At 73.7% G+C, this 21396-nt stretch carries 22 protein-coding genes and 1 tRNA gene; 12 read left to right on the forward strand and 11 right to left on the reverse strand.

All coding sequences use genetic code 11. The features are described 5' to 3' along the window. Window positions 1–259: 259 nt before the first annotated feature. From ABID81_RS05415 to ABID81_RS05425, 3 genes are all read right to left on the reverse strand, one after another. Entirely contained in the window at window positions 260–841 is a 582-nt protein-coding gene (locus ABID81_RS05415) for a LytR C-terminal domain-containing protein (RefSeq protein ID WP_354593776.1), read from the reverse strand. Between the two features lie 18 nt (window positions 842–859). Further along, on the reverse strand, window positions 860–1147 hold the full coding sequence (locus ABID81_RS05420; RefSeq protein WP_354593777.1) for a DUF3263 domain-containing protein: 288 nt from the start codon (window positions 1145–1147) through the stop codon (window positions 860–862). Window positions 1148–1240: 93 nt separating this feature from the next. Further along, window positions 1241–2206, reverse strand: a complete 966-nt coding sequence (locus tag ABID81_RS05425; RefSeq protein WP_354593778.1) for a DUF2332 family protein — start codon at window positions 2204–2206, stop codon at window positions 1241–1243. A gap of 89 nt (window positions 2207–2295) precedes the next feature. On the opposite strand from ABID81_RS05425, the gene msrB reads away from it, so the two are divergent. After that, window positions 2296–2697, forward strand: coding sequence for a peptide-methionine (R)-S-oxide reductase MsrB (gene msrB, locus ABID81_RS05430; protein ID WP_354593779.1), 402 nt, complete (start codon window positions 2296–2298; stop codon window positions 2695–2697). Next, entirely contained in the window at window positions 2697–3248 is a 552-nt protein-coding gene (locus tag ABID81_RS05435) for a nitroreductase family protein (RefSeq protein ID WP_354593780.1), read from the forward strand. The genes msrB and ABID81_RS05435 overlap by 1 nt, the downstream gene beginning before the upstream one ends. A 45-nt stretch (window positions 3249–3293) precedes the next feature. On the opposite strand, the gene ABID81_RS05440 is transcribed toward ABID81_RS05435, so the two are convergent. Then, on the reverse strand, window positions 3294–3476 hold the full coding sequence (locus ABID81_RS05440) for a hypothetical protein (RefSeq protein WP_354593781.1): 183 nt from the start codon (window positions 3474–3476) through the stop codon (window positions 3294–3296). A 146-nt stretch (window positions 3477–3622) separates the two neighbouring features. On the opposite strand from ABID81_RS05440, the gene ABID81_RS05445 reads away from it, so the two are divergent. After that, window positions 3623–3695: transfer RNA gene (locus ABID81_RS05445), tRNA-Thr, on the forward strand. A 45-nt stretch (window positions 3696–3740) separates the two neighbouring features. Here the strand turns inward: ABID81_RS05445 and ABID81_RS05450 are convergent. Further along, window positions 3741–4238, reverse strand: coding sequence for a MarR family winged helix-turn-helix transcriptional regulator (locus tag ABID81_RS05450; RefSeq protein WP_354593782.1), 498 nt, complete (start codon window positions 4236–4238; stop codon window positions 3741–3743). Window positions 4239–4462: 224 nt separating this feature from the next. On the opposite strand from ABID81_RS05450, the gene ABID81_RS05455 reads away from it, so the two are divergent. Then, window positions 4463–5416, forward strand: coding sequence for an FUSC family protein (locus ABID81_RS05455; protein ID WP_354593783.1), 954 nt, complete (start codon window positions 4463–4465; stop codon window positions 5414–5416). Window positions 5417–5474: 58 nt separating this feature from the next. Here ABID81_RS05455 and ABID81_RS05460 read toward each other — a convergent pair whose 3' ends face one another. Next, entirely contained in the window at window positions 5475–5720 is a 246-nt protein-coding gene (locus ABID81_RS05460; RefSeq protein WP_354593784.1) for a hypothetical protein, read from the reverse strand. Window positions 5721–5783: 63 nt separating this feature from the next. Between ABID81_RS05460 and ABID81_RS05465 the strand changes: the two genes are divergently transcribed. The 5 genes from ABID81_RS05465 (at window position 5784) to ABID81_RS05485 (ending at window position 12567) form a co-directional block, all read left to right on the forward strand. Further along, entirely contained in the window at window positions 5784–6065 is a 282-nt protein-coding gene (locus ABID81_RS05465; RefSeq protein ID WP_354593785.1) for a hypothetical protein, read from the forward strand. Between the two features lie 184 nt (window positions 6066–6249). Further along, window positions 6250–7272, forward strand: a complete 1023-nt coding sequence (locus ABID81_RS05470; protein ID WP_354593786.1) for a 3-oxoacyl-ACP synthase III — start codon at window positions 6250–6252, stop codon at window positions 7270–7272. Then, a complete protein-coding gene (locus ABID81_RS05475) occupies window positions 7269–10058 on the forward strand; it encodes an alpha/beta fold hydrolase (protein WP_502915177.1) in 2790 nt (929 codons plus the stop codon). The genes ABID81_RS05470 and ABID81_RS05475 overlap by 4 nt, the downstream gene beginning before the upstream one ends. Before the next feature lie 100 nt (window positions 10059–10158). Further along, complete coding sequence (locus ABID81_RS05480) at window positions 10159–11142, forward strand: NAD-dependent epimerase/dehydratase family protein (RefSeq protein ID WP_354593787.1); 984 nt, start codon at window positions 10159–10161, stop codon at window positions 11140–11142. A gap of 216 nt (window positions 11143–11358) precedes the next feature. Further along, window positions 11359–12567: an alcohol dehydrogenase catalytic domain-containing protein gene (locus tag ABID81_RS05485; protein ID WP_354593788.1), complete on the forward strand. Its 1209-nt coding sequence runs from the start codon at window positions 11359–11361 to the stop codon at window positions 12565–12567. 83 nt (window positions 12568–12650) lie between these two features. Here ABID81_RS05485 and ABID81_RS05490 read toward each other — a convergent pair whose 3' ends face one another. Further along, window positions 12651–16151 (reverse strand): bifunctional proline dehydrogenase/L-glutamate gamma-semialdehyde dehydrogenase, encoded by a 3501-nt coding sequence (locus ABID81_RS05490; RefSeq protein ID WP_354593789.1) that lies wholly within the window; start codon window positions 16149–16151, stop codon window positions 12651–12653. Between the two features lie 207 nt (window positions 16152–16358). On the opposite strand from ABID81_RS05490, the gene ABID81_RS05495 reads away from it, so the two are divergent. Further along, the gene (locus tag ABID81_RS05495) at window positions 16359–17411 is read left to right on the forward strand and encodes an ATP-binding cassette domain-containing protein (RefSeq protein ID WP_354593790.1); all 1053 of its coding nucleotides are present in this window, start codon (window positions 16359–16361) and stop codon (window positions 17409–17411) included. Beyond that, entirely contained in the window at window positions 17408–18262 is an 855-nt protein-coding gene (locus ABID81_RS05500) for an ABC transporter permease (RefSeq protein WP_354593791.1), read from the forward strand. The genes ABID81_RS05495 and ABID81_RS05500 overlap by 4 nt, the downstream gene beginning before the upstream one ends. A 36-nt stretch (window positions 18263–18298) precedes the next feature. Here the strand turns inward: ABID81_RS05500 and ABID81_RS05505 are convergent, their stop codons facing one another. Continuing rightward, window positions 18299–18991 (reverse strand): TetR/AcrR family transcriptional regulator, encoded by a 693-nt coding sequence (locus tag ABID81_RS05505; RefSeq protein WP_354593792.1) that lies wholly within the window; start codon window positions 18989–18991, stop codon window positions 18299–18301. Window positions 18992–19077: 86 nt separating this feature from the next. Between ABID81_RS05505 and ABID81_RS05510 the strand changes: the two genes are divergently transcribed. Continuing rightward, on the forward strand, window positions 19078–20325 hold the full coding sequence (locus ABID81_RS05510) for an MFS transporter (RefSeq protein ID WP_354593793.1): 1248 nt from the start codon (window positions 19078–19080) through the stop codon (window positions 20323–20325). On the opposite strand, the gene ABID81_RS05515 is transcribed toward ABID81_RS05510, so the two are convergent. From ABID81_RS05515 to ABID81_RS05525, 3 genes are all read right to left on the reverse strand, one after another. After that, a complete protein-coding gene (locus ABID81_RS05515) occupies window positions 20318–20554 on the reverse strand; it encodes a hypothetical protein (RefSeq protein WP_056259415.1) in 237 nt (78 codons plus the stop codon). The genes ABID81_RS05510 and ABID81_RS05515 overlap by 8 nt on opposite strands. Window positions 20555–20607: 53 nt before the next feature. Beyond that, a complete protein-coding gene (locus tag ABID81_RS05520; protein ID WP_354593794.1) occupies window positions 20608–20817 on the reverse strand; it encodes a hypervirulence associated TUDOR domain-containing protein in 210 nt (69 codons plus the stop codon). 121 nt (window positions 20818–20938) lie between these two features. After that, window positions 20939–21388, reverse strand: coding sequence for a YdeI/OmpD-associated family protein (locus tag ABID81_RS05525; protein WP_354593795.1), 450 nt, complete (start codon window positions 21386–21388; stop codon window positions 20939–20941). Between the last annotated feature and the right edge of the window lie 8 nt (window positions 21389–21396).

Below are 21396 nucleotides of genomic sequence, written 5' to 3' on the forward strand. Positions count from 1 at the left end.
GGCCGGGTCGTCGACGCAGTGACCTGCGCACCCGGACGGGACAGCGTCACTCGTGCAGAACACCAGGTCGGCGAGCCGTGAGGGGCGACCAATCCCAGATGCTAGCGGCGAGAAAAGCCGAGATGAACAGGTGATCCGAGAAACACCCGCAAAAGATGAGGAATCAACCCGTGATTAAACACGGGCGTAACACCGGAGGCGCGGCGAGGGCCCGACGGCACCCGCGCCTCCTCGGGTGGGCCGCCTCGACGGCCCGTCGTCAGGCGCTGTAGTCGGCCCCGAGGACGATCGTGACCGAGGCGCCGGGGAAGGCGTCGGTCAGCTCGACGTCCGCGATGCCGAGCTGCTGGGCCAACCCGAGCGCCACGGCCTCGTCGGCGGCCGACGAGTAGTAGACGGTCGAGGTCGAGACCCGCTCGCTCGCGTTGCCCTGCGTGCCGACGACCCAGCCCTCGGCCTCGAGGCGCTCCGAGGCGGCTCCGGCGAGGCCCGCCGTGGCCGTGCCGTTCAGGACGGTGACGGTGACCGCGGGGTCGACCTGCGACGGGTCGGTGAGCGGTGCGACCGACTCGCTGGCCGACGGGGTGGGCGTCGAGGTGGCCGTGTCGGTCTCGGCAGCCCCGGCCTCGGCCGTGCTCGACGACGAGGGGTTGACGAACTGGAAGCTGTCGTTGGCGACGCCGAGGTAGACGACCCCGGCCCCCACCAGCACGCCGGTCGCCAGGGCGGCCCAGGCGAAGGCGATCCAGCCGCCGCCCGGGCGCTTCACGGCCCGGTGCGCCCCGACGCGGTCGAGGTCGGCGGGGACGTCGTCGAACCGGTCTCGGTCGAATGCAGGCATGCGTGGGTCTCTCGTGGATCAGTGGGTCGGACCGAACGAACGGGTCGCCCGGGCGTCGCGGCGGGCAGCTCGCAGCCGCTGCAGGCGGCCGACGAGCATGGGAGCGTAGGCCAGTGCAGCCGGTCGGTCTATGAGCGAGTTGAGCAACTGCTGGTAGCGGACGGCCCCGAGGCCCAGCTCGCGCCGGATCGCGGCCTCGCGGGCACCGGCCGCCGCCGGAGCGCGCTGTTCGAAGTCGAGGACGGCGCGGTCACGCTCGGACAGCACGCTCGCGCGCACGTCGTCACCCGTCGCGTTCTCGTCCATCGTCGCGGCCCTCCCCTCGGTTCCGGGCCATCCTAGGGGCGGCTCCGTGGCCGATCGCGGAGGCCGGGCGCGTGGTCCGGCAACCCACGGGGCTCACGACACGAGGTGCAGGCGCGTCCCGTGCGCGTCGCCGACGCCGATCGCCCGCCCGTCCAGCGCGAGTGCGGCGAAGGCGTCCTCGGCCGGCACGCCCGGCGGCACCTCGGCGACGACGTCGGCCAGCAGGTCGCGCCGCTCGTACGAGATCCACCGTGCGCCCAGCCGACCGACCTCGTCGACGAAGGCCTGTCGTCTCCGCCCCGGCAGGTAGACGAGCGTGCCCGTCGACACGACGACGAGCGTCGCCCCCTGCGGCGCCTCGGCGGCGAGGGCGACGAGGCCGTCGACGGCGTCCGCCGTGACGAGCCGAGGAGGCGCGGTGCGGGCGAGCGCCACCGCCCGCCCGAGCAGGTCGTGCCGGTCGCCGCGCTCGGGCGGCAGGAGCGTCTCGAGCCACGCGACCTGCTGCGCGTCGTCGACGTCCACGGGGTCGAGGTCGAGCCCCGCCCGCCAGACGACCTCGGGCAGCTGCCCCTCGGGGAGCGGCGGCGCGTCGACCCCGGCGACGACGTCGATCGCGAGCTGCACCGTGCTCGACGGGTCGCCCCAGGCGTGGTCGCCCGAGCGGTAGCCGTACCGGTCGACGCCGAGGCAGAGCCCCGCCGAGGCACCGACCTCGAGCAGCGCGACGGGGCCCGGCACCCGGGCCAGCGCGATCGACAGCGGGGCGCAGCGCCTCACGTCGTTGGTCTGGGTGAGGCGCCGGCCGAGTTCGGCCACGACGTCGTCGGAGCGGGCGAGCAACCAGGGCCGCAGCGTCGACCAGGGCCCGGGCGGCGCGCCCAGCCACCGACAGACCGCGAGGACGAGGACGGGCTGGCGCCGCGCCTCCTCGGCCCGGTCGACGACGGCGAGCGCCACCGGGTCGCCGGCGACGCCCCGGGCCAGGGAGGCCTGCGAGGGCGAGCCCTCGCGCTCGAAGGCGAGGGCAGCGGCCAGGAAGCGCTCGGAGGTGCTCACCCCCGGAGTCTGGCAGCCCGGTGGGCGCCGGGAATCGCGCGACGCCGGATCGTGTTGGATGAGGAGTCCCGACAAGCGAGGAGATCATCGTGGCGTACAAGATCGAGAAGACCGACGAGCAGTGGCGCGAGGAGCTCGACGCCGACCAGTACTCCGTCCTGCGTGAGGCCGCCACCGAGCGTCCCTGGACCGGCGAGCTGCTCGACGAGAGCCGTGCCGGCACCTACGCGTGTGCCGCCTGCGGCGCCGAGCTGTTCAAGAGCGGCACCAAGTTCGACAGCGGGTGCGGGTGGCCCAGCTTCTACGAGTCGGTGAACCCCGAGGCCGTGCAGCTGATCGACGACAACAGCCTCGGCATGACCCGCACCGAGGTGCGTTGCGCGAACTGCGGCTCGCACCTGGGCCACGTGTTCCCCGACGGCTTCGGCACGCCCACCGGCGACCGTTACTGCATGAACAGCATCTCGCTCGACTTCAAGGCCGCCGAGTAGTGAGCACCGTCGCCGACGCCGCCCGGCGTCGTCGGTCGCGGTCGAAGGTCACCGACGTCGCGCCGACGCACGAGCAGCTGCTCGACGCCGTGCGGTCGGCGGCGACGGTGGCCGACCACTCCGAGCTGCGCCCCTGGCGCCTGCTCGAGTTCCGGGGCGACGACCGCATGATCGTCGGTCGGTCCCTCGCCGAGGCGAGCGGGGCCGAGGGGCACGCCCGCGACAAGCTGACCCAGAAGGCGTTGCGGGCCCCGCTGATCGTCGCGGTCGTCGTGTCTCCGCGCGAGAGCCGCAAGGTGCCGTACTGGGAGCAAGAATCCGTGGCCTCGGGCGTCGCCCACCTGCTGTCGCTCGTGCTCGACGACGAGGGCTGGGGCGTCTTCTGGCGCACCGGCGTGTGGACCCGCACGCCCGAGGTGGCCGCGGCGCACGGCCTGCGCGACGGCGAGCAGCTGCTGGGCTGGCTCTACGTGGGCGGTCGCGACGACGACGAGGGCAAGCCGCGCAAGCTGCTCGACCCCGAACGGTTCGTCAGCACGCCGTCGTCGTGAGGTGACCCCGGCGCGTCGGTGCCCCCGTGCGGGACGCCGACCCGGTCACCAGGTCTTGTGGCTGTTGCCGATGACCGTGATGGGCAGCCAGAACGACCCGGTCATCAGCACGATGCCCGCGAAGAAGACGAAGGCGTTGGGCTCGCCGGTGCCGAACGAGTAGGCGAACAGGGCGAAGCTGACGAGGAGCAGGGCGAGCGAACCGAGCGCGGTCAAGATCGTGGACAAGGGGGGCTCCTCAGGTCGGTGCGTCGAACGGGCGCGGTGCGCTCCGTCTACTTCACCACTTCTCGCCCTCGGAGCGCCAATCCTGCACCGGCCGCACCCTTCGCGCCGGGGCGGGAGGCGCGGCCTGGGTAAGATGGGCACGCTCCGCCGGCCTGGCGCAATTGGTAGCGCATCCGACTTGTAATCGGAAGGTTACGGGTTCGAGTCCCGTGGCCGGCTCTCTTCCCCCCACGACGCGGCCCGATCGCACCGGTCCGGCCCCGCTCAGCCCTCGAGGGCGACGAGCAGGTGACGCAGGCCGTCCGCGACGGCCGTGCGCGCCTCCTCGGGCAGGGCGGTGAGCATCGCCCGTTCGTCGGCGAGCTGGACCTCGAGCACCCGGTCGATCAGCCGGCGGCCGGTGGCGGTGGGGGCGACGAAGTAGCCCCGGTGGTCGTCGGGGTTAGCCGACCGGTCGACGAGGCCGGCCGCGAGCAGGCCCTTGACGCGCTTCGTGACGGCCGGCGGCGACAGCAGCGTCTCGTCGGCGAGCTGCGTGGGGGTCGTCGGGGCGTCGCGTCGGGTCAGGGCGGCGAGCAGGTCGAAGTCGGCACGCCCCAGGCCGAACTCGGCGAGCAGGTCGTCGCTGCGGCGCTGCACGATGCGGGCGAGTCGGTTGACCCGACCGACGACGGGGATCGCCGAGACGTCGAGGTCGGGGCGCAGCTCGCGCCACCGGTCGTGGACGTCGTCGATCGCATCGCGCGGGCCGTGGTCGCTCATGCCTTGAGAGTACCGATGCTTCACGGGTAAAGTGGATGCAGATCATTCACCCGTGAAGCAGTTCGACGACGAGCGCCCACGCCCCGTCGACCGGAGGACCCGCCATCACGACCACCGCCCCCGCCCACCGTCTGCTGCCGCATCCGCGAGACCTCGTCCGCCTCGGTCCGCACGACGGAGCCCACCGCCCCGCGGCACGCGTCGCCGTCTCGGTGCTCGTGCCGATGGTCGTGCTCGCCCTGATCGGTCACGTCGAGTGGACGCCCTACGCGGTCTTCGGGGCCTTCGCCTCGGCGTTCGGTCGCGGCCTGCCGAGGTTCCAGCGCCTCGAGATGCAACTCGAGGCGGGGCTCGGCCTGGTCGCGTGCGTCGTGCTGGGCACGGTCCTGGCGGCGTCGGGCGCCCCGGTGGTGGTGGCCGTCATCGCGATCGGCCTCGTGGCCGGCCTGGCTTCCGCCGTGTCGGACCTGCGCCGCTGGAGCCCACCCGGCCCGCTCTTCTTCGTCTTCGGCCTCGGCGTGACGGCGTTCGTCCCCGCGACCGCCTCGACCGTCGGCGTGGCCGCGGTCGTCGCCCCGGCGAGCCTCGCCGTCGCGCTGCTCGCCTCGCTCGCGGGAGCCCTGCTGCCCGCCGGCCGCCGGGCGCTCGCCACCGCCGAGGGTCGTCGCTGGAGGCGCGGGCCGAGACCCCTGGACGGCCGACGGACGCTCGTCCACGCCGCCGTCTGCCTGGTGGCCTCGATCGCGGCCGGGTCGCTCAGCGTGGCGCTCGGCGTGCAGAGCCCGTACTGGGCGATGGTGTCGGCCGTGGTGCCCGTGGTGGGGACCGCGACCGCGGGGCAGCTCGTGCGGGCCGGCCACCGCCTCCTCGGCACCCTCGTCGGGGTGGGCCTCGCCGCCCTGCTGCTCGCCTGGCAGCCGGGCGTCGCCGCCCTGATCGTCGCCTTCGGGGTGCTGCAGTTCGCGACCGAGCTGCTGATCGTCCGCAACTACGGTCTCGCGCTCGTGTTCATCACGCCGATGGCCCTCGGCATGCGCGCCCTCGGCGGCACGCCGGTCGACGTGGGCGCCCTCGTGGCGGCCCGCACGGCCGACACCGCGATCGGGGTGGGCGTGGTCGTCGTCGTGCTGCTCGCGACGCACCGACTGCGTCGGCCCCGGCCGGCGGCGTCCGCCTGACCGCCGCCGTCGAGGCGGCGCGGGCGGGGCGGCACGGGCAGGGTGGGCCGGCGTCGGGTCAGACCTGGCGGGCCCTGGCCCGACGGCCGTCCTTGCTCCACCAGACCAGGTCGGCGACGCCCTGTGCGATCAGCAGCAGGGCCACGACGAGGATGATCACGGTCAGCGCCTGGACCGGCACGCCCGACGCGATGTTGAGCACCTGGACGACGAAGCCGAAGAGGCCGATCAGCACCTCGAACACGGCGGGCACCACGGCGCCCGTCTTCGTCAGGGTGAACCAGGGTCGCCGCAGGTCGCTCATGCACCCGAGGGTACAAGGTGCTCGGGCTACGATCGCCGGGACCCGACCCGCCGAGGAGGCACCGTGCGACGACACGACGTGCACGTCGACCCCGACGTGCCGAACTGGCTGCTGACCAAGCGCGGCGGCATCGCCCTGCCCCTCGTCACGGTGTTCTGCGCGCTCGTCGTGATCGCGAGCATCGTCGCCGCCCTGGCGGTCGGCGGGGGCAGCGTCACGGTCGTCACGGTGGTCGTGGTGCTCGCGGGGCTGGGCGCCGCGACCTGGGCCGTCGCCGACCTCGTCTGGTGGTCGCGGGACGACCGGCGGCGCGTCGTCAGGCTGCCCCGCGGGCCCGAGGCCTGACGACCCACCCGCGCGCCACATGCCGTCCAGGGCATGGACGTGCCCCGTCAACCTGGCAACCACCCAGCGTCCGTCGCCGTAAACTGACGGGTGCACCGGACCGGTGCCCACGACGTTCGGCTCCGCGCGCCACCCCCGCGCGCGCGTGCAGCCCCACCCCGCCACAACTCGACAGGGAGTTCCGTTGAACGGAAACGCTACGACCCGGCACAGCAACGTCGCGTTGCTGTCGGTCACCAGCACGATGGCCGACCGGGTCACCACCTCCGAGAGCATCGACGAGAAGCTCCTGCCCGTCCTCAAGCGCCTGAAGCTGCCCACCGGCCTGCTCCAGCGCGTCGCCGGCGTGTACGAGCGCCGCAACTGGAGCACCGAGCAGAGCTTCGACTCGGCCGCGATCGACGCCGGCAAGCGCGCGATGGCCGAGGCGGGCATCCGCCCCGACCAGGTCGGACTGCTCATCAACACGTCGGTCACGCGCCCGCACCTCGAGCCCTCGGTCGCCGTCCGCCTGCACCACGGCCTCGGCCTGCCCTCGTCGGCCACGAACTTCGACATCGCCAACGCGTGCCTCGGCTTCGTCAACGGCATGACCCTCGCCGCGCAGCTCATCGACGCCGGTCAGATCGACTACGCCGTCATCATCGACGGCGAGGACGCCGACGACGTGCAGGTCAACACGATCGACCGCCTGCTGACCAAGGGCTACGGCCGCGACGACTTCATGAGCGAGTTCGCGAGCCTGACCCTGGGCTCGGGTGCCGCCGCCGCCGTCATCGGCCGTGCCGACCTGCACCCCGAGGGCCACCGCATCGTCGGCGGCGTCACGCGCGCCGCCACCGAGAACTACGACCTCTGCGTCGGCAGCGTCGACGGCATGTTCACCGACGCGAAAGCCCTGCTGAAGCGCGGCATGGAGCTCGTCGTCTCGGCCTGGAAAGAAGCGAAGCGCGACTGGAACTGGCAGCGGATGGACCGCTACATCATGCACCAGGTCAGCGACGTGCACACCGGCGCCTTCGTCAAGGCCGCGGGCATCGACAAGAAGCTCGTCCCGCTCACCTACCCGACCCTGGGCAACGTCGGCCCGGCGTCGATCCCGATCACCCTGGTCGAAGAGAGCAAGACCCTCAGCAAGGGCGACCGCGTGCTGCTGATGGGCGTCGGCTCGGGCATCAACACCGCGATGATGGAGCTCGCCTGGTGAGTCGCCTCCCGCGGTCCGCCTCCGCCACGGCGCCGGCGTCACGTCCCCCCGCGGGTCTCGACGGGCTCGCCCCGTCGTGGTCGCGCCTCGTCGACGTGCCGTACGGGCTCGGCTCGCACCGCGCCTCCCGCACCTGGCACGTGCTCGACAACGGCGACGCCCTCGCCGCCCGCGGCCTCGAGCCGGTCGGCACCATCCTCTGCGTGCACGGCAACCCGACCTGGTCGTACCTCTGGCGCCGACTGGTCGCCCGCACCCTCGAGGCCGCCGAGGCCGGGGGCACGGCGTGGCGGGTCGTCGCCGTCGACCAGCTCGACATGGGCTTCTCGGAGCGCACCGGCTCGCCCCAGACCCTGGCCCGTCGCGTGGCCGACCTGGGCGACCTCACCGACGCGCTCGAGATCACCGGACCGGTCGTCACACTCGGCCACGACTGGGGCGGCGTCGTCTCGTCGGGCTGGGCGGTCGACCACCCCGACCAGCTCGCGGGGCTCATGCTGCTCAACACCGCGGTGCACCAGCCCGAAGGCGAGAAGATCCCGGCTCCGTTGCGCCTCACCCTCGCCCGCGGCGTGCTGGGTCGCGCGACCGTCGGCACGACCGGGTTCCTCGACGTGACCCTCGGCCTCGCGCACCCACCGCTGTCGGCCGAGGTCAAGGCCGGCTTCCGGGCCCCGTACCGGCAGGCCGACCGCCGCGGGGGCATCGGCGGCTTCGTGGCCGACATCCCCGTCGACGACGAACACGTCAGCAGCCCCGAGCTCGACCGCATCGCCGAGGGCCTGCGCGACGTCACCGTGCCGGCCCTGATGCTCTGGGGCCCGCGCGACCCGATCTTCTCCGACCGGTACCTCGACGACCTCGTCGACCGGCTGCCGCACGCCGACGTCCATCGCTTCGAGGGCGCCGGCCACCTCGTCGCCGAGGACGTCGACTACGCCGGGGCCGTGCTGACCTGGCTCGGCGACCGCCTGCCCGACGGCACGCCCGGCACCGGCACCGGCACGTCCCGCACCGGTACGGCTCGCACCGGTGTCGCCGACGCGGGCACCTCCCGACCCGAGGAGGCGCTGGCTGCGTCCCCGCAGGACCGCCCACTCTGGTCGCACCTCGACTCCCTGGCCGACAGCCCGGCCACCGCGCTCGTCGAGATGGCTCCCGCGGGTGCCGACGGCCCGCGGTCGGTGAGCTGGAGCCTGCTCGCCCGCCGGGTCCGCGAGATCGCCCTCGGCCTACGGAAGCACGGCGTGCGACCGGGCGACCGGGTCTCGCTGCTCGTGCAGCCCGGCGCCGACCTCACCGCCGTGCTCTACGCGTGCGTGCGCATCGGCGCGGTCGTCGTCGTCGCCGACGCGGGGCTCGGCATGCGTGGCCTGACGCGGGCGGTCCGCGGAGCCTGGCCCGACCACGTCGTCGGACAACTGCCCGGCCTCACCGCCGCCACGGCCCTCGGCTGGCCCGGCCGCAAGATCTCGACCACGACGCTGTCGCCGGTCGCCGCGCGGGCCCTCGGCGTCGAGGCGTCGCTGCCCGAGATCGCCGCCCTGGGCCGACGGGCCCACGACGCCCTCGCCGAACTGCCCGAGGCACCGACCTCGGACGCCGAGGCCGCGATCCTCTTCACCTCGGGCTCGACCGGCCCCGCCAAGGGCGTCGTCTACCGCCACGGCCAGCTGACCGCCCTGCGCGACGCCCTCGCCGAGCGGTACGACGTCGGGCCGGGCACCGGCCTCGTCGCCGGCTTCGCGCCGTTCGCGTTGCTCGGGCCCGCCCTCGGTGCGACGAGCGTCACGCCCGACATGGACGTCACGAAGCCGCGCACCCTGACGGCCCGCGCGGTGGCGGCCGCGACGGCGGCGGTCGACGCCACCGTCGTCTTCCTCTCCCCCGCCGCGCTCGCCAACGTCGTCGCGACCGCCGGCGACCTCGACGCCGACGACCACCGCGCCCTGGCCGGCGTCCGGACGTTCCTCTCGGCCGGTGCCCCCGTGTCGGAGGCGTTGCTCGCGGCCGCCGGCGACCTCATGCCGGACGCGACGCCCCACACCCCCTACGGCATGACCGAGGGCCTGCTGATGACCGACGTCACGCTCGAGGGCGTGCGCTCCGCGACGGCCGACCGCGAGGCCGCCGTCGCCGCGGGCGCGCCCGACGCGGGCGGGGTCTGCGTCGGGCTGCCCGGCGCGACCACGACGGTGCGGATCGCTCCCCTCGACGAGGCGGGCCGCGCCTCCTCGGCCTTCGTCGACGACGCCGGCGTGACCGGCGAGATCGTCGTCTCGGCCCCGCACGTCGAGGACCACTACGACCGGCTCTGGCTGACGCACCGCGCCAGCCGCCTCGGGTCGACCGCCGAGACCCGGTGGCACCGCACGGGCGACGTCGGGCACCTCGACGCCGCGGGGCGCCTCTGGGTCGAGGGCCGGCTCCCCCACGTGATCACGACCCCCACGGGCGTCCTGACGCCGGTGGCGTCCGAACAGGCCGTGGAGGCGCTGGCCGGCATCGCCCGCGCCGCCGTCGTCGGCGTCGGCCCGGCCGGCACGCAGCAGGTCGTCGTCGTCGCCGAGACCGTCCCCCCGGCCCGTCGTCCCGGGCTGGCCCCCGCGGCCCTGGCGGCCTCGGTCCGCTCGGCCGTCGCCGCGGCGTCGGGACGACCCGTGGCCGCCGTGCTCGTCGTGCCCCGGCTGCCGACGGACGTGCGACACAACAGCAAGATCGACCGCACCGGTCTCGCCGGCTGGGCCACGTCCGTGCTGTCGGGCGGACGGATGCGTCGCCCGTGAGGCTCGGCGACGCTCCGGATCGGGCGCGTTCGGCCGACACGGGCGGGCGCGCAGGACCGTCGACGACGAACACGACCGACGTCGCACCCGGGCTGCAGCCGTGAGGGTGCTGGTCACCGGCGCCAGCGGCCTGCTGGGCGGCGCCGTCGCCCGGGCCGTCGCCGCCGCCGGGCACGAGGTCACGACCCTCCAGCGACGACCGTCGGGCGTGCCCGGGGCCCGCGACGTCCTCGGCTCGGTGACGAACCCGAAGGCGGTCGCCGCGGGCGTCCGCGACCAGGACGCCGTCGTCCACCTCGCGGCCAAGGTGTCGCTCACCGGTGACGCGGCCGAGTTCGAGGCCGTGAACGTCGGGGGCACGCGCTCCCTCGTCGAGGCGATGCGCGCCTCCTCGGCGTCACGCCTGGTCTTCGTGTCGTCACCCTCGGTGGCACACGCCGGCTCGTCGATCGTGGGCGACGACGCCCTGCCCGCCTCGCCCGGTCACGCCCGCGGCGACTACGCCCGCACGAAGGCCGCGGCCGAACGCGTCGCCCTCGGGGCGGCCGACGCCGACCTGCGCGTGGTGGCCGTCCGCCCGCACCTCGTCTGGGGCCCGGGTGACACGCAGCTCGTCGAGCGCATCGTCGACCGCGCCCGCGCGGGCCGCCTGCCCCTGCTCGACCACGGTGCCGCGCTGATCGACTCGACCTACGTCGACAACGCGGCGTCGGGCATCGCCGCCGCGCTCGAGCGCGTCGACGAGGTCAGCGGCGGGGCCTACGTCATCAGCAACGGCGAACCCCGCACGGTCGCCGACCTGATGGCGGGGATCTGCGCGGCGGCCGGGGTGCCCGCCCCGCGCCTCCGGGTGCCCGCCGCGGTCGCCCGCGCCGCGGGATCGCTCGTCGAACGGGTCTGGGCCGTGCGCCCGGGTGCCGACGAACCGCCGATGACGAGGTTCCTCGCCGAACAGCTGTCGACCGCCCACTGGTTCGACCAGCGGCGGACGCAACGGGACCTCCGCTGGACCCCGGCCGTGAGCGTCGACGAGGGACTGCGGCGGCTGGCCGCCTGGTACGCCGCCGGACAGTCCGCCGTCTGAAGCCCGGCGTCCGAGGCCCGCCGTCCGCGGCCCGGCGTCCGCCCCGGCGCCTCCGCGAGGGCAGCGGGGCATCGGGTCAGGGCCGCGTCCCCCGTTCTCTGTGCGAGGGCACACGTCCCGCCGCGCGGCCGGGGCCTACCGTCGCCCGGGTGGCGGCAGCCGTCGGACACGAGCCCGGCCGCAGCCCCCACCTCACTCGACGGAAGGACCACCCCCATGAAGGCAGTCGTCTGGCACGGCATCGGCGACATCCGACTCGACGAGGTCGCCGACCCCACGATCGTCGACCCCACCGATGCGGTCGTCCGCATCACCCGCAGCGCCATCTGCGGCACCGACCTGCACTTCGTGCGCGGCACCATGGCCCCGATGGCCGAGGGCACGATCCTCGGGCACGAGGCGGTCGGCGTCGTCACCGCCGTCGGCGACGACGTGCGCGGCTTCAGCGCCGGCGACCGCGTCGTCATCAACTCGACGGTCTCGTGCGGCACCTGCCGCTACTGCCGTCAGGGCCAGACGGCCCAGTGCGACGTCGCGAACCCGAACGGCCCCGACGCCGGCACCTGCTTCTTCGGCGGCCCGGCCTCGACCGGCCCGGTGAACGGCCTGCAGGCCGAGGCGGTGCGCGTGCCGTTCGCCCAGAACACCATGCACCGCCTGCCCGACACGGTGAGCGACGAGCAGGCGATCCTGCTGAGCGACATCTTCCCCACGGGGTGGTTCGGCGCCCAGCTCGCCGGCGTGACCCGGGGTGACGTGGTGGCCGTGTTCGGCGCCGGCGTCGTCGGCCAGTTCGCGATCGCGTCGGCGTTCAAGCAGGGCGCGAGCCGCGTGATCGTCGTCGACCACGAGGAGACTCGCCTCGCGCAGGCCCTCGCCCAGAACGCCGAGATCGTGAACTTCGACGAGGAGGACCCGGTCGAGACCATCAAGCGCCTCACCGCCGGGGCCGGCGTCGACGCCGTCATCGACGCGGTGGGCGTCGACGCCCAGCACGCGAGCCACGGCCCGGCTGCCCCCGACGCCGACACGGCCGCCGAGTTCGCGGCCGAGGTCGAGCAGGTCGCCCCCGACGCGAACCCGCAGGGCGACCAGTGGGTGCCCGGCAACGCCCCGACGCAGGCCCTGCGCTGGGCCGTCGAGGTCGTCGCGAAGTACGGCCGCATCGGCGTCATCGGCGTGTACTCGCCGACCGTCACGTCGTTCCCGTTCGGCGAGGCGATGCTCAAGAACCTGACCATCCGCATGGGCAACTGCGACCACCACTCGGTGACCCCGCCGCTGATCGACCTGGTCGCGTCCGGCCAGTTCGACCCGACGGCGTTCATCACCGAGCACGAGGGCATCGGCTCGGCCATCGAGGCCTACGAGGCGTTCGACCGCCGCGAGCCCGGCTGGACCAAGGTCGAGGTCGTCGCCGGCTGAGTCCGACCGCGCGACGCCACGGACGAGACACGACGTGCCGCCCACCCGACGGGGTGAGCGGCACGTCGTCTCTCGTCGCCGGATCAGATGACGTCGGCGCTCCACGGGTCGGGGTTGCCGAACCGGTGGGCGGTGATGGCCACGGCCTGCTCGCGCACGAACGGCAGCAGCTCGAGGCGGCCGGTCGGGGTGACGGCCGCGGCGAACACGGCGACCGCCGGGTCGCCGCCGAGGGCGTCGGCCAGGGCCGAGGAGGCGCCGGTCGCGTCACCCGCGCCCGTCACCAACCGCACGCGCTCGGTCGACAGCCGGCCCGCACGCACCCGGAGGTGCCAGGCCGCGTCGTCCTCGTGCACCACGTCGGGGGCCGCGAGGCCGAGTGCCTGGACGAGGGCACCGGGCAGGGCGACCGACGACGACACCGTGAGCGGGGCGCCCGACCGGAGGCCGGCCAGCAGCACGCGGACCACGTCGGCCGGGGCGGCTCCGTCGGCGGCACGGACGGTGACGGGCAGCGGGCGGTAGCGCAGCAGGTCGCGCTCGAGGCCGAGGTCGCTCACGTCGCGGGCGACGCCGAACTCGGTCGCCCAGAAGTGCTCGTCGCTGGCGGCGGCGGCGCGCAGGTCGTCGAGGGCCGACGCACCCGACGCCCCGAGCAGCGGCGACGCGGCCTCGAGGGCGGCCAGGGCCGCCCGACCCGGGCGCGCCTCCTGCGGCTCGGTCAGCGCCGTCGGCTGCCACGAGCCGAGGTGCACGAGGTAGTTGGGGCCACCGGCCTTGGCGCCCGCGCCGACCGACGACTTCTTCCAGCCGCCGAACGGCTGACGCCGCACGATCGCGCCGGTGATGCCGCGGTTCACGTAGAGGTTGCCCGCCTCGACGCGGTCGAGCCAGGTGGCCAGCTCGGCGGGGTCGAGGGTGTGCAGGCCGGCGGTCAGGCCGTAGTCGGTCGCGTTCTGCAACTCGATCGCCTCGTCGAGGGTCGCCGCGGTCATGATGCCGAGGACCGGGCCGAAGTACTCGGTCAGGTGGAACTCGCTGCCCGCCGCGACGCCGGCGCGCACGCCGGGCGACCAGAGACGGCCCGTCTCGTCGAGCAGCTTCGGCTCGACCAACCAGGTCTCGCCTGCTCCGAGGGTCGTCAGGGCCCGCTCGAACTTGCCGTGGGCCGGCTCGACGATGGGGCCCATCTGCGTCGTCGGGTCGGAGGGGAGGCCGACGCGCAGGGTCGACGCGGCGTCGACGAGCTGACGGCGGAAGCGCTCCGAGGTCGCGACCGAGCCGACGAGGATCACGAGGCTCGCCGCCGAGCACTTCTGCCCCGCGTGGCCGAAGGCCGACTTGATGACGTCGGAGGCGGCCAGGTCGAGGTCGGCGCTCGGGGTGACGACGATCGCGTTCTTACCGCTGGTCTCGGCGAGCAGGGGCAGGTCGGTGCGCCAGCTGGTGAAGAGCGCGGCGGTCTCGAAGGCGCCGGTGAGGATCACGCGGTCGACCGAGGGGTGCGACACGAGGTGGCGCCCGAGGTCGCCCTCGTCGACGTCGACCAGCTTGAGCACCTCGCGGGGCACGCCGGCGTCCCAGAGGGCCTGCACCATGACGGCGCCGCTGCGCTTCGCCTGGCCGGCCGGCTTGACCACGACGCTGCTGCCCGCGGCGAGCGCCGCGAGGGTCGAGCCGGCCGGGATCGCCAGGGGGAAGTTCCAGGGCGGGGTGATCAGGGTCAGCCGCTCGGGCACGAACGTCGCGCCGTCGACCCGGTCGAGCTCTTCGGCGAGGTGGGCGTACCAGTTGGCGAAGTCGATCGCCTCGCTGACCTCGACGTCGCCCTCGGCGACCGTCTTGCCGGTCTCGCTCGCCGCGACCTCCATGAGGTCGGCGCGTCGGGCCGACAGCGTGGCCGCGGCCTCGCGCAGGACGACGGCCCGGCCCGCGCCTCCCCTGGCCGCCCAGTTGGCGGACGCCGCCACGGCGTCCGCGACGATCGCGTCGAGGGTGGCGACGTCGGTGACCCTGGCGGACTCGATCAGCTCGACGCCGAGTCGCGAGTCGGCCGAGCGCGCGGCGATCTCGCGACCCCAGGCCCGGTTGTCGGCGAGGGCGGGGTCGGTGTCGGGCTCGTTGTCGAAGCCGCTGCCCGCCGGGCGGGGCTGGAGCGCCTGGGCCGCGTCGAGGCGGCTCTGCACGCGGTGCGGTGCCGGGGCGTCGCCGTCGACGTCGGCGAGCGAGGCCAGGAAGCGACCCTTCTCGCGCTCGAACATGGCCTCGTTCGAGGCGAGCTCGAAGACGGCCGACATGAAGTTCTCGCTCGAGGCGTTCTCTTCGAGGCGGCGGATCAGGTAGCTGATGGCGACGTCGAACTCGCGGGGGTGGACGACGGGCGTGTAGAGGAGCAGCCCGCCGACGTCGGCCTTGACCAACTCGGCCTGCCCCTCGGCCATGCCGAGCAGCATCTCGAACTCGACGCGGTCGCCCACCCCGCGGGCCTCGGCCAGCAGGTGCGCGAACGCGATGTCGAAGAGGTTGTGGCCGGCGACGCCGACGCGCACCGCCCGGGTGCGCTCGGGGGTGAACGCCCAGGCGAGCACCCGCTTGTAGTTCGTGTCGCTGCCCTGCTTGGTGTCGTAGGTCGCGAGGGGCCACTCGTGCACCGTGGAGTCGACGGTCTCCATGGCGAGGTTGGCGCCCTTGACGACGCGGACCTTGATGGCGGCCCCGCCGGCGTCCACCCGCTCGGTCGCCCAGGTGGTGAGGTGCTGCAGGGCGCCCAGGGCGTCGGGCAGGTAGGTCTGCAGGACGATGCCCGCCTCGAGGCCCTTGAGCTGCGGCTGATCGAGGAGGCGCGTGAAGACCGCGATGGTCAGGTCGAGGTCGCGGTACTCCTCCATGTCGAGGTTGATGAACTTCGGCCTCGGCGAGCGGGCGGCGAGCTCGTACAGCGGGGTGAGCTTCTCGACGACGCGCTCGACGGTCTCGTCGAAGGCCCACATCGAGAGCTGGCTGACGATCGACGAGACCTTGATCGACACGTAGTCGACGTCGTCGCGGGCGAGCAGCGCCCGGGTGCCCGCGAGGCGGTGCTCGGCCTCGGCGTCGCCCAGGACGGCCTCGCCGAGCAGGTTGAGGTTGAGCCTGGTCTCGTCCTTCTTGATCTTCGCGATGGCCGCACCGAGCTTGGCGGGGCGGGCGTCCGCGATGAGGTGGCCGACCATGCCGCGCAGGACGCGGCGGGCGATCGGCACGACCACGCCGGGCAGGAGGGGCGCCAGGACGCCGCCGAGGCGGACGGCACCGCGCATGTGCCACGGCAGGAAGGCCGGAGCCTGCTTCGCGAGGGTCGACAGGTTGCGGGCGGCGACGCCGAGGTCTTCGGGGCGGACGACCCGGTCGACGAAGCCGATGGTGAAGGCGAGGCCCGACTCGTCCTTCAGCACCTGGGCGAGCAGGTGGGCCGAGCCGGTGCTCGGGGCGTTCGACGCCTCCTGCGCCCAGCGGCGGGCCAGGGCGACGGCGTCGTCGCCGATGCCGACGGGCAGGAGCTGTTCAGCGGTGGACGGCCCCGCCGTCTCGTCGATGGTGGTCATGGGATGAATGTAGGGCGGAACTTGCCACCTGGCAAGGTTTGAGGCGAGACCGTGTCGTGCGCCGCGCCTCCTCGTCCACAGGGGGCGGATCGGCACTGGCGGCGAGAGCCGGACAGCGCTACCTTGGGCGCGTTCAGGCGGTGCACGGCGGCCGCCGGGACCGACCCGTCCGCCGACGGGAGGCCCACCCCCAGCCCGGGAGCACGCATGGCGATGATCGAAGCACGCGGCCTGACCAAGACCTACCGGTCGAAGTCCGGGCCGGTCCGGGCCTTGACCGGTCTCGACCTCACGGTGCCCGAGGGCACGGTGAAGGCCCTGTTGGGCCCGAACGGCGCCGGCAAGACGACCGGGGTGAAGATGCTCACCACGCTCGAGCGACCCGACTCGGGCACGGCCACGATCGCCGGCCTCGATGTGGTCGACGACGCGCAGGCGGTGCGCCGCTCGATCGGCGTCTCGGGGCAGTACGCCGCGGTCGACGAGAACCTCACGGGCTTCGAGAACCTCGACATGATCGGCCGCCTCTACCACCTGGGCAGCCGGGTCAGCCGCGACCGGGCCCGCGAGCTGATCGAGCTCTTCGACCTGACCGCCGCCGGCGACCGCCCGGTCAAGGGGTTCTCGGGCGGCATGCGACGACGCATCGACCTCGCCGGGGCGCTCGTCACGAACCCCCGCGTGCTCTTCCTCGACGAACCGACCACCGGGCTCGACCCGCGCAGCCGGCTCGCCCTGTGGGACATCATCACGGGGCTGGTCGACGGCGGCACGACGGTGCTGCTGACGACGCAGTACCTCGAGGAGGCCGACCGGCTGGCCGACGACATCTCGGTCATCGACGGCGGGGCCGTCATCGCCGAGGGCACCGCCGACCAGCTCAAGGCGCAGGTCGGCGGCCACCGCCTGGTCGTCGCCCTCGTCGACGAGGCCCGCGCCGACCAGGCCGTCGAGGTGCTGCGACGACACGGCGACTCCGAACCGACCGTCGGGGCCGACGGCCGCCAGCTCGAGGTCGCGGTCACCGACGGCCCCACCGCCCTGCAGCGCACGCTGGCCGACCTCGGCGCGGCCGGCATCGAGCTGCACGACGCCGGCATGCGGCGCCCGACGCTCGACGACGTGTTCCTGCAGCTCACCGGGCACCGGGCGGCCGACGACGACTCGGGCGCCGACGACGGGTCGCCCGGCGACGACGACGCGGGTGGTGGCCGAGGCCGCGGACGCCGGGGCGCGAAGCAGAGAGAGGCACGAGCATGACCACGACGAGCACGACCGCCGCCCTCACCCAGACCCTGCGACCGTCGACCGACACCGGCCTCGGCACCTGGGCGTCGGACGGCTGGACCGTCACCAAGCGCAACCTGATCAAGGTCAAGCGCTCGCCCGACATGCTGATCTTCGCCGTGCTGCAGCCCATCATGTTCGTGCTGCTGTTCAGCCAGGTCTACGGCGGCGCGATCGCCGTCCAGGGCACCGACTACACGCAGTTCCTGATGGCCGGCATCTTCGCGCAGACCGTGGTCTTCGGCTCGACCTTCTCGGGCGCCGCCATGGCGCAAGACCTGAAGGAGGGCATCATCGACCGGTTCCGCACCCTGCCGATGAGCCCGTCGGCCGTGCTGATCGGTCGCACGAACAGCGACCTGGTGCTCAACACGATCTCGATGGTGATCATGATGCTCACCGGCCTGGCGGTCGGCTGGCGGGTGAACGCGTCACCGGCGTCGTTCGTGGGCGGCGTCGCCCTGCTGCTGCTCTTCAGCTACTCGTTCAGCTGGGTCATGGCCCTGCTCGGCATGAGCGTCAAGACGCCCGAGACGATCAACAACGCGTCGTTCATGATCCTCTTCCCGCTGACGTTCGTGTCGAACGCCTTCGTGCCGAGCGACACCCTGCCGACCGTGCTGAGGGTGTTCGCCGAGTGGAACCCGGTGTCGTCGCTCGTGCAGGCCGCCCGCACCTCGTTCGGCAACCTCGGCGACACCCCGGTGCCCGACATCTGGACGATGCAGCACCCCTACGCCACCGTCCTGCTCGGCATCGCGGTCATGCTCGTCGTCTTCGTGCCGCTCTGCATCCGGAAGTTCCAGCGCATCAGCGCGAAGTGACCGGCCCCGGCCGGTCACGCCCCGAGGAGGCGCGGGTCAGCGCGAGCGCCCGGCCGCGTCCCGCACGGCGGCGTCGAGTTCGCTCGTCGGCACCGTGAGGACGCTGCCGATCACGAGGCGCATCAGTGCGGGCACGTCCACGTCGTCGCGCTCGTACAACCACTGCAGCTGCAGGCCGTCCTGCACCGCCAGCACGACGCGGGCGGCGGACTCGGCCGTGAAGCCGTCCCGGAGCCAGCCCCGGGCCTGGGCGAGCCCGAGGTAGGCCGAGGTCGACGAGACGATGCGCTCGTAGTAGTCGGCGTAGTAGTGGTGTGCCGGGTGGTCGGGCGAGGTGGCCTCGGCCGACGCCGTGATGAACAGCGAGATCACCACGGGCACGTCGACGTTGTACTCGGCGAGCGCCACCAGCTCGTCGACCCTCATGCCTCCGTCGTCGTCGAAGTGCCGCCGCAGGCGTTCGTCCCGCCGCCGCAGCACAGCCATGAGCAGTTCGTCCTTGGTCGGGAAGTAGTGCATCAGCGACTGGTGCGAGACCCCGCACCGTCGGGCGATCTCGCGGAGGGTCGCCCCGTGGAACCCGACCTTGCCGAAGACGGGCAGCGCCGCGTCGAGGATCGCCTCGCGCTTGGCGATGCCCTTGCGGTACCGGCCCGGCTCGCGCACCACGCCGACCGGGGCGACGTCGCTGACGTCGGCGCGGGTCGTGTCGGGCTCGGAGGCGTCCATCGGGGTCAGCCTAGGTCGTCCCGAGCGCCCGTGACGACGCCGCGGGCACGTCGTCCGAGCACCGGCCGTCGACATAGAGTCGAGCGGTGCCGTGGTCGCTGCTGAGAACGCCCGCCTTCCGGGCCCTCTGGGTCGGGCGGCTGTCCTCGTGGCTGGGCAGCGGTCTGGCCCCCCTGGCCATCGTCTTCGCGGCCGTCGACCTCGGGGCCGACGCCGTCGACCTGGGGCTCGTGGTCGTCGCCCGCTCGGTGCCGAACATCGTGCTCGTGCTGGTCGGCGGTGCCCTCGCCGACCGGTTCTCGAGGCGGTCGGTCGCGATCGTGTCGTCGTGGGTGTCGGCCCTGTCGCTCGTCGGGGCGGCGACGCTCATGCTCACGCAGACCGAGACCCTCGTCACCCTCGCCGCCGTGGGCGCGGTCAACGGCGCCGCGGCCGCCTTCTTCGGCCCGGCCACGAGCGCACTGCTCCGCGACACGGTGCCCGACGAGCGCGTGAGGGACGCGACCGTCCTCAGCCGCGTGGGCATGAACGTCGGCCTCGTCGTCGGCACCGCGGTGGGCGGCGCCGTGGTGGGCACCGCCGGCTCGGGCGTCGCCCTGGCCCTCGGGGCCGGGGTCTTCGCGGTGGCGGCCGTCGTCTTCGTGGGGTTGCCCCGGGACGGTGCCCGCGCCTCCGGGGGCACGTCGGTGCTGAGCGACCTCGGCAGCGGGCTCGGCTTCGTGTGGCGCACCCGCTGGCTCGCCTCGACGGCTGCCCTGGCCTTCACGTTCCAGTTCGCGTTCGCCGGCGGGGTGCAGGTCGTCGGGCCCCTGGTCGCCGACCAGTCGTTCGGACGTCTGCTCTGGGGCTTCGCCGGGGCCGTGCAGACGCTCGGCCTGATCGTCGGTGCGTTCTGGGCCGGGGCGTTGCGCGGCCGCCTCCGGCTCTGGGCGGCCTGCCTCGGAGCGGCGGCGCTGGCCCTGCCGCTCGTGCTGCTCTCGTTCGCCTACGGCACCGACCCCGTGGTCTTCGATCCGCTGCACTGGTTCTTCTGGATCGCCCTGGGGCTCTTCGCCGCCAGCGTCGGGCTCGAGGTCTTCACCGTGCCACTCGACGTGGTCGTCCAGCGGCAGGTGCCGGGTGCCTACCTCGGCCGGGTGTTCTCGTGCCTGACGCTGGCGTCGCTCGCCGGCGTGCCCGTCGGCGAGGTGACGGTGGGGCCGCTCACCGACCTGCTGGGCACGCCGGCGACGCTCGCCGCCCTGGCCGGTCTCGTCGTCGCCGTCGCCGTCGCCGTGGCGCTCAGCTCACGGGTGCGCCGGGTCGACGCCGGCCAGGAGGCGCGGGTCAGCTGAACTCGCCGCGCTCGATCGCCTCGGCGTACTTGCGCACGTCCGGGCCCGGCTCGTAGTCGATGAAGCGGTCCTTGACGGCCTCGTTGATCGCCTTGAAGGACTCCTCCCACGACTCGCCCGAGTGGGCGGCCGCGGCGTCGCGGACGGCATCGCGCAGCACGTTGTCGGCGTCGGTCAGGATCTTGTCGCGGGCCTCGTCGTTCCAGCGCACGTCGTTCAGGTCGGCCATGGTGTTCTCCTCGTCGGGGTGGGGCGGGGTGGGACTGTGGATGGTGGGTGCTGCTACTTCTTCTTCGCGGAGAGCGACGAGCCCTTGTGGGCCGCCTTCGCCCCGCTCTTGTCGCTCTCGACGACGAAGTACGGCTCGTCGTCCGACGCCTTGAACTTCTGCCCGTCGAGCTGGAACTCCTTCACGCGCTTCTCCACGACCGTGCCGTGGGTCTCGCCCTGAGGGGTGTTCCAGGTGACGTGGTCTCCCTTGCTGAACGACATCGCGCCTCCTTGTTGCGTGGTCCTGCCGGCGGCGTCCGTCGCCGCTCGGTGGTGGCGTGGACGGTACGCCGCCCGGGCCGACGGCCCACCCAGCGTCGCGGGGTACAGCGCCGGAGCGGGCTCAGCCGGCAAGGGCGGCGAGCGCGGCGGCCAGGCGACGGGCCCGGGTCTCGGGGGTCTTCGCCGCCCCGATCGGTTCGACGAGGGCGCGCTGACGGCTGTACGAGAGGGACTCGTAGGAGGCGCGGGCCGCGTCGTCCGCGTCGAGCGCCTCGCGCAGGTCGGCCGGCACCTCGACCACCCGCGGCTCGGTGTCGAGGGCCAGCGTGACCTCGACCTCCTGCCCGCCGACGACACCCGACGCCGCCCGGTGCGCGCCACTGACCGGGATCAGGTACCGCCCGCCCGTGCTCGCGACCGTGCTGCGGTAGGTGTACCCCTCGACCGTGACGACGACCGCGGGCTTCCTGCCCGACGCCAGCGACTCGACGGCCTCGGGCGGCACGACGATGCCCGTCGCGTTGACGCGGGCCTCGGCGATGGTGGTGCGGAAGGTCACGGGTTCGGTCATGCCCGGAT

The sequence above is a fragment of the Frigoribacterium sp. PvP054 genome (assembly GCF_040547465.1).
Lineage (GTDB): Bacteria > Actinomycetota > Actinomycetes > Actinomycetales > Microbacteriaceae > Frigoribacterium.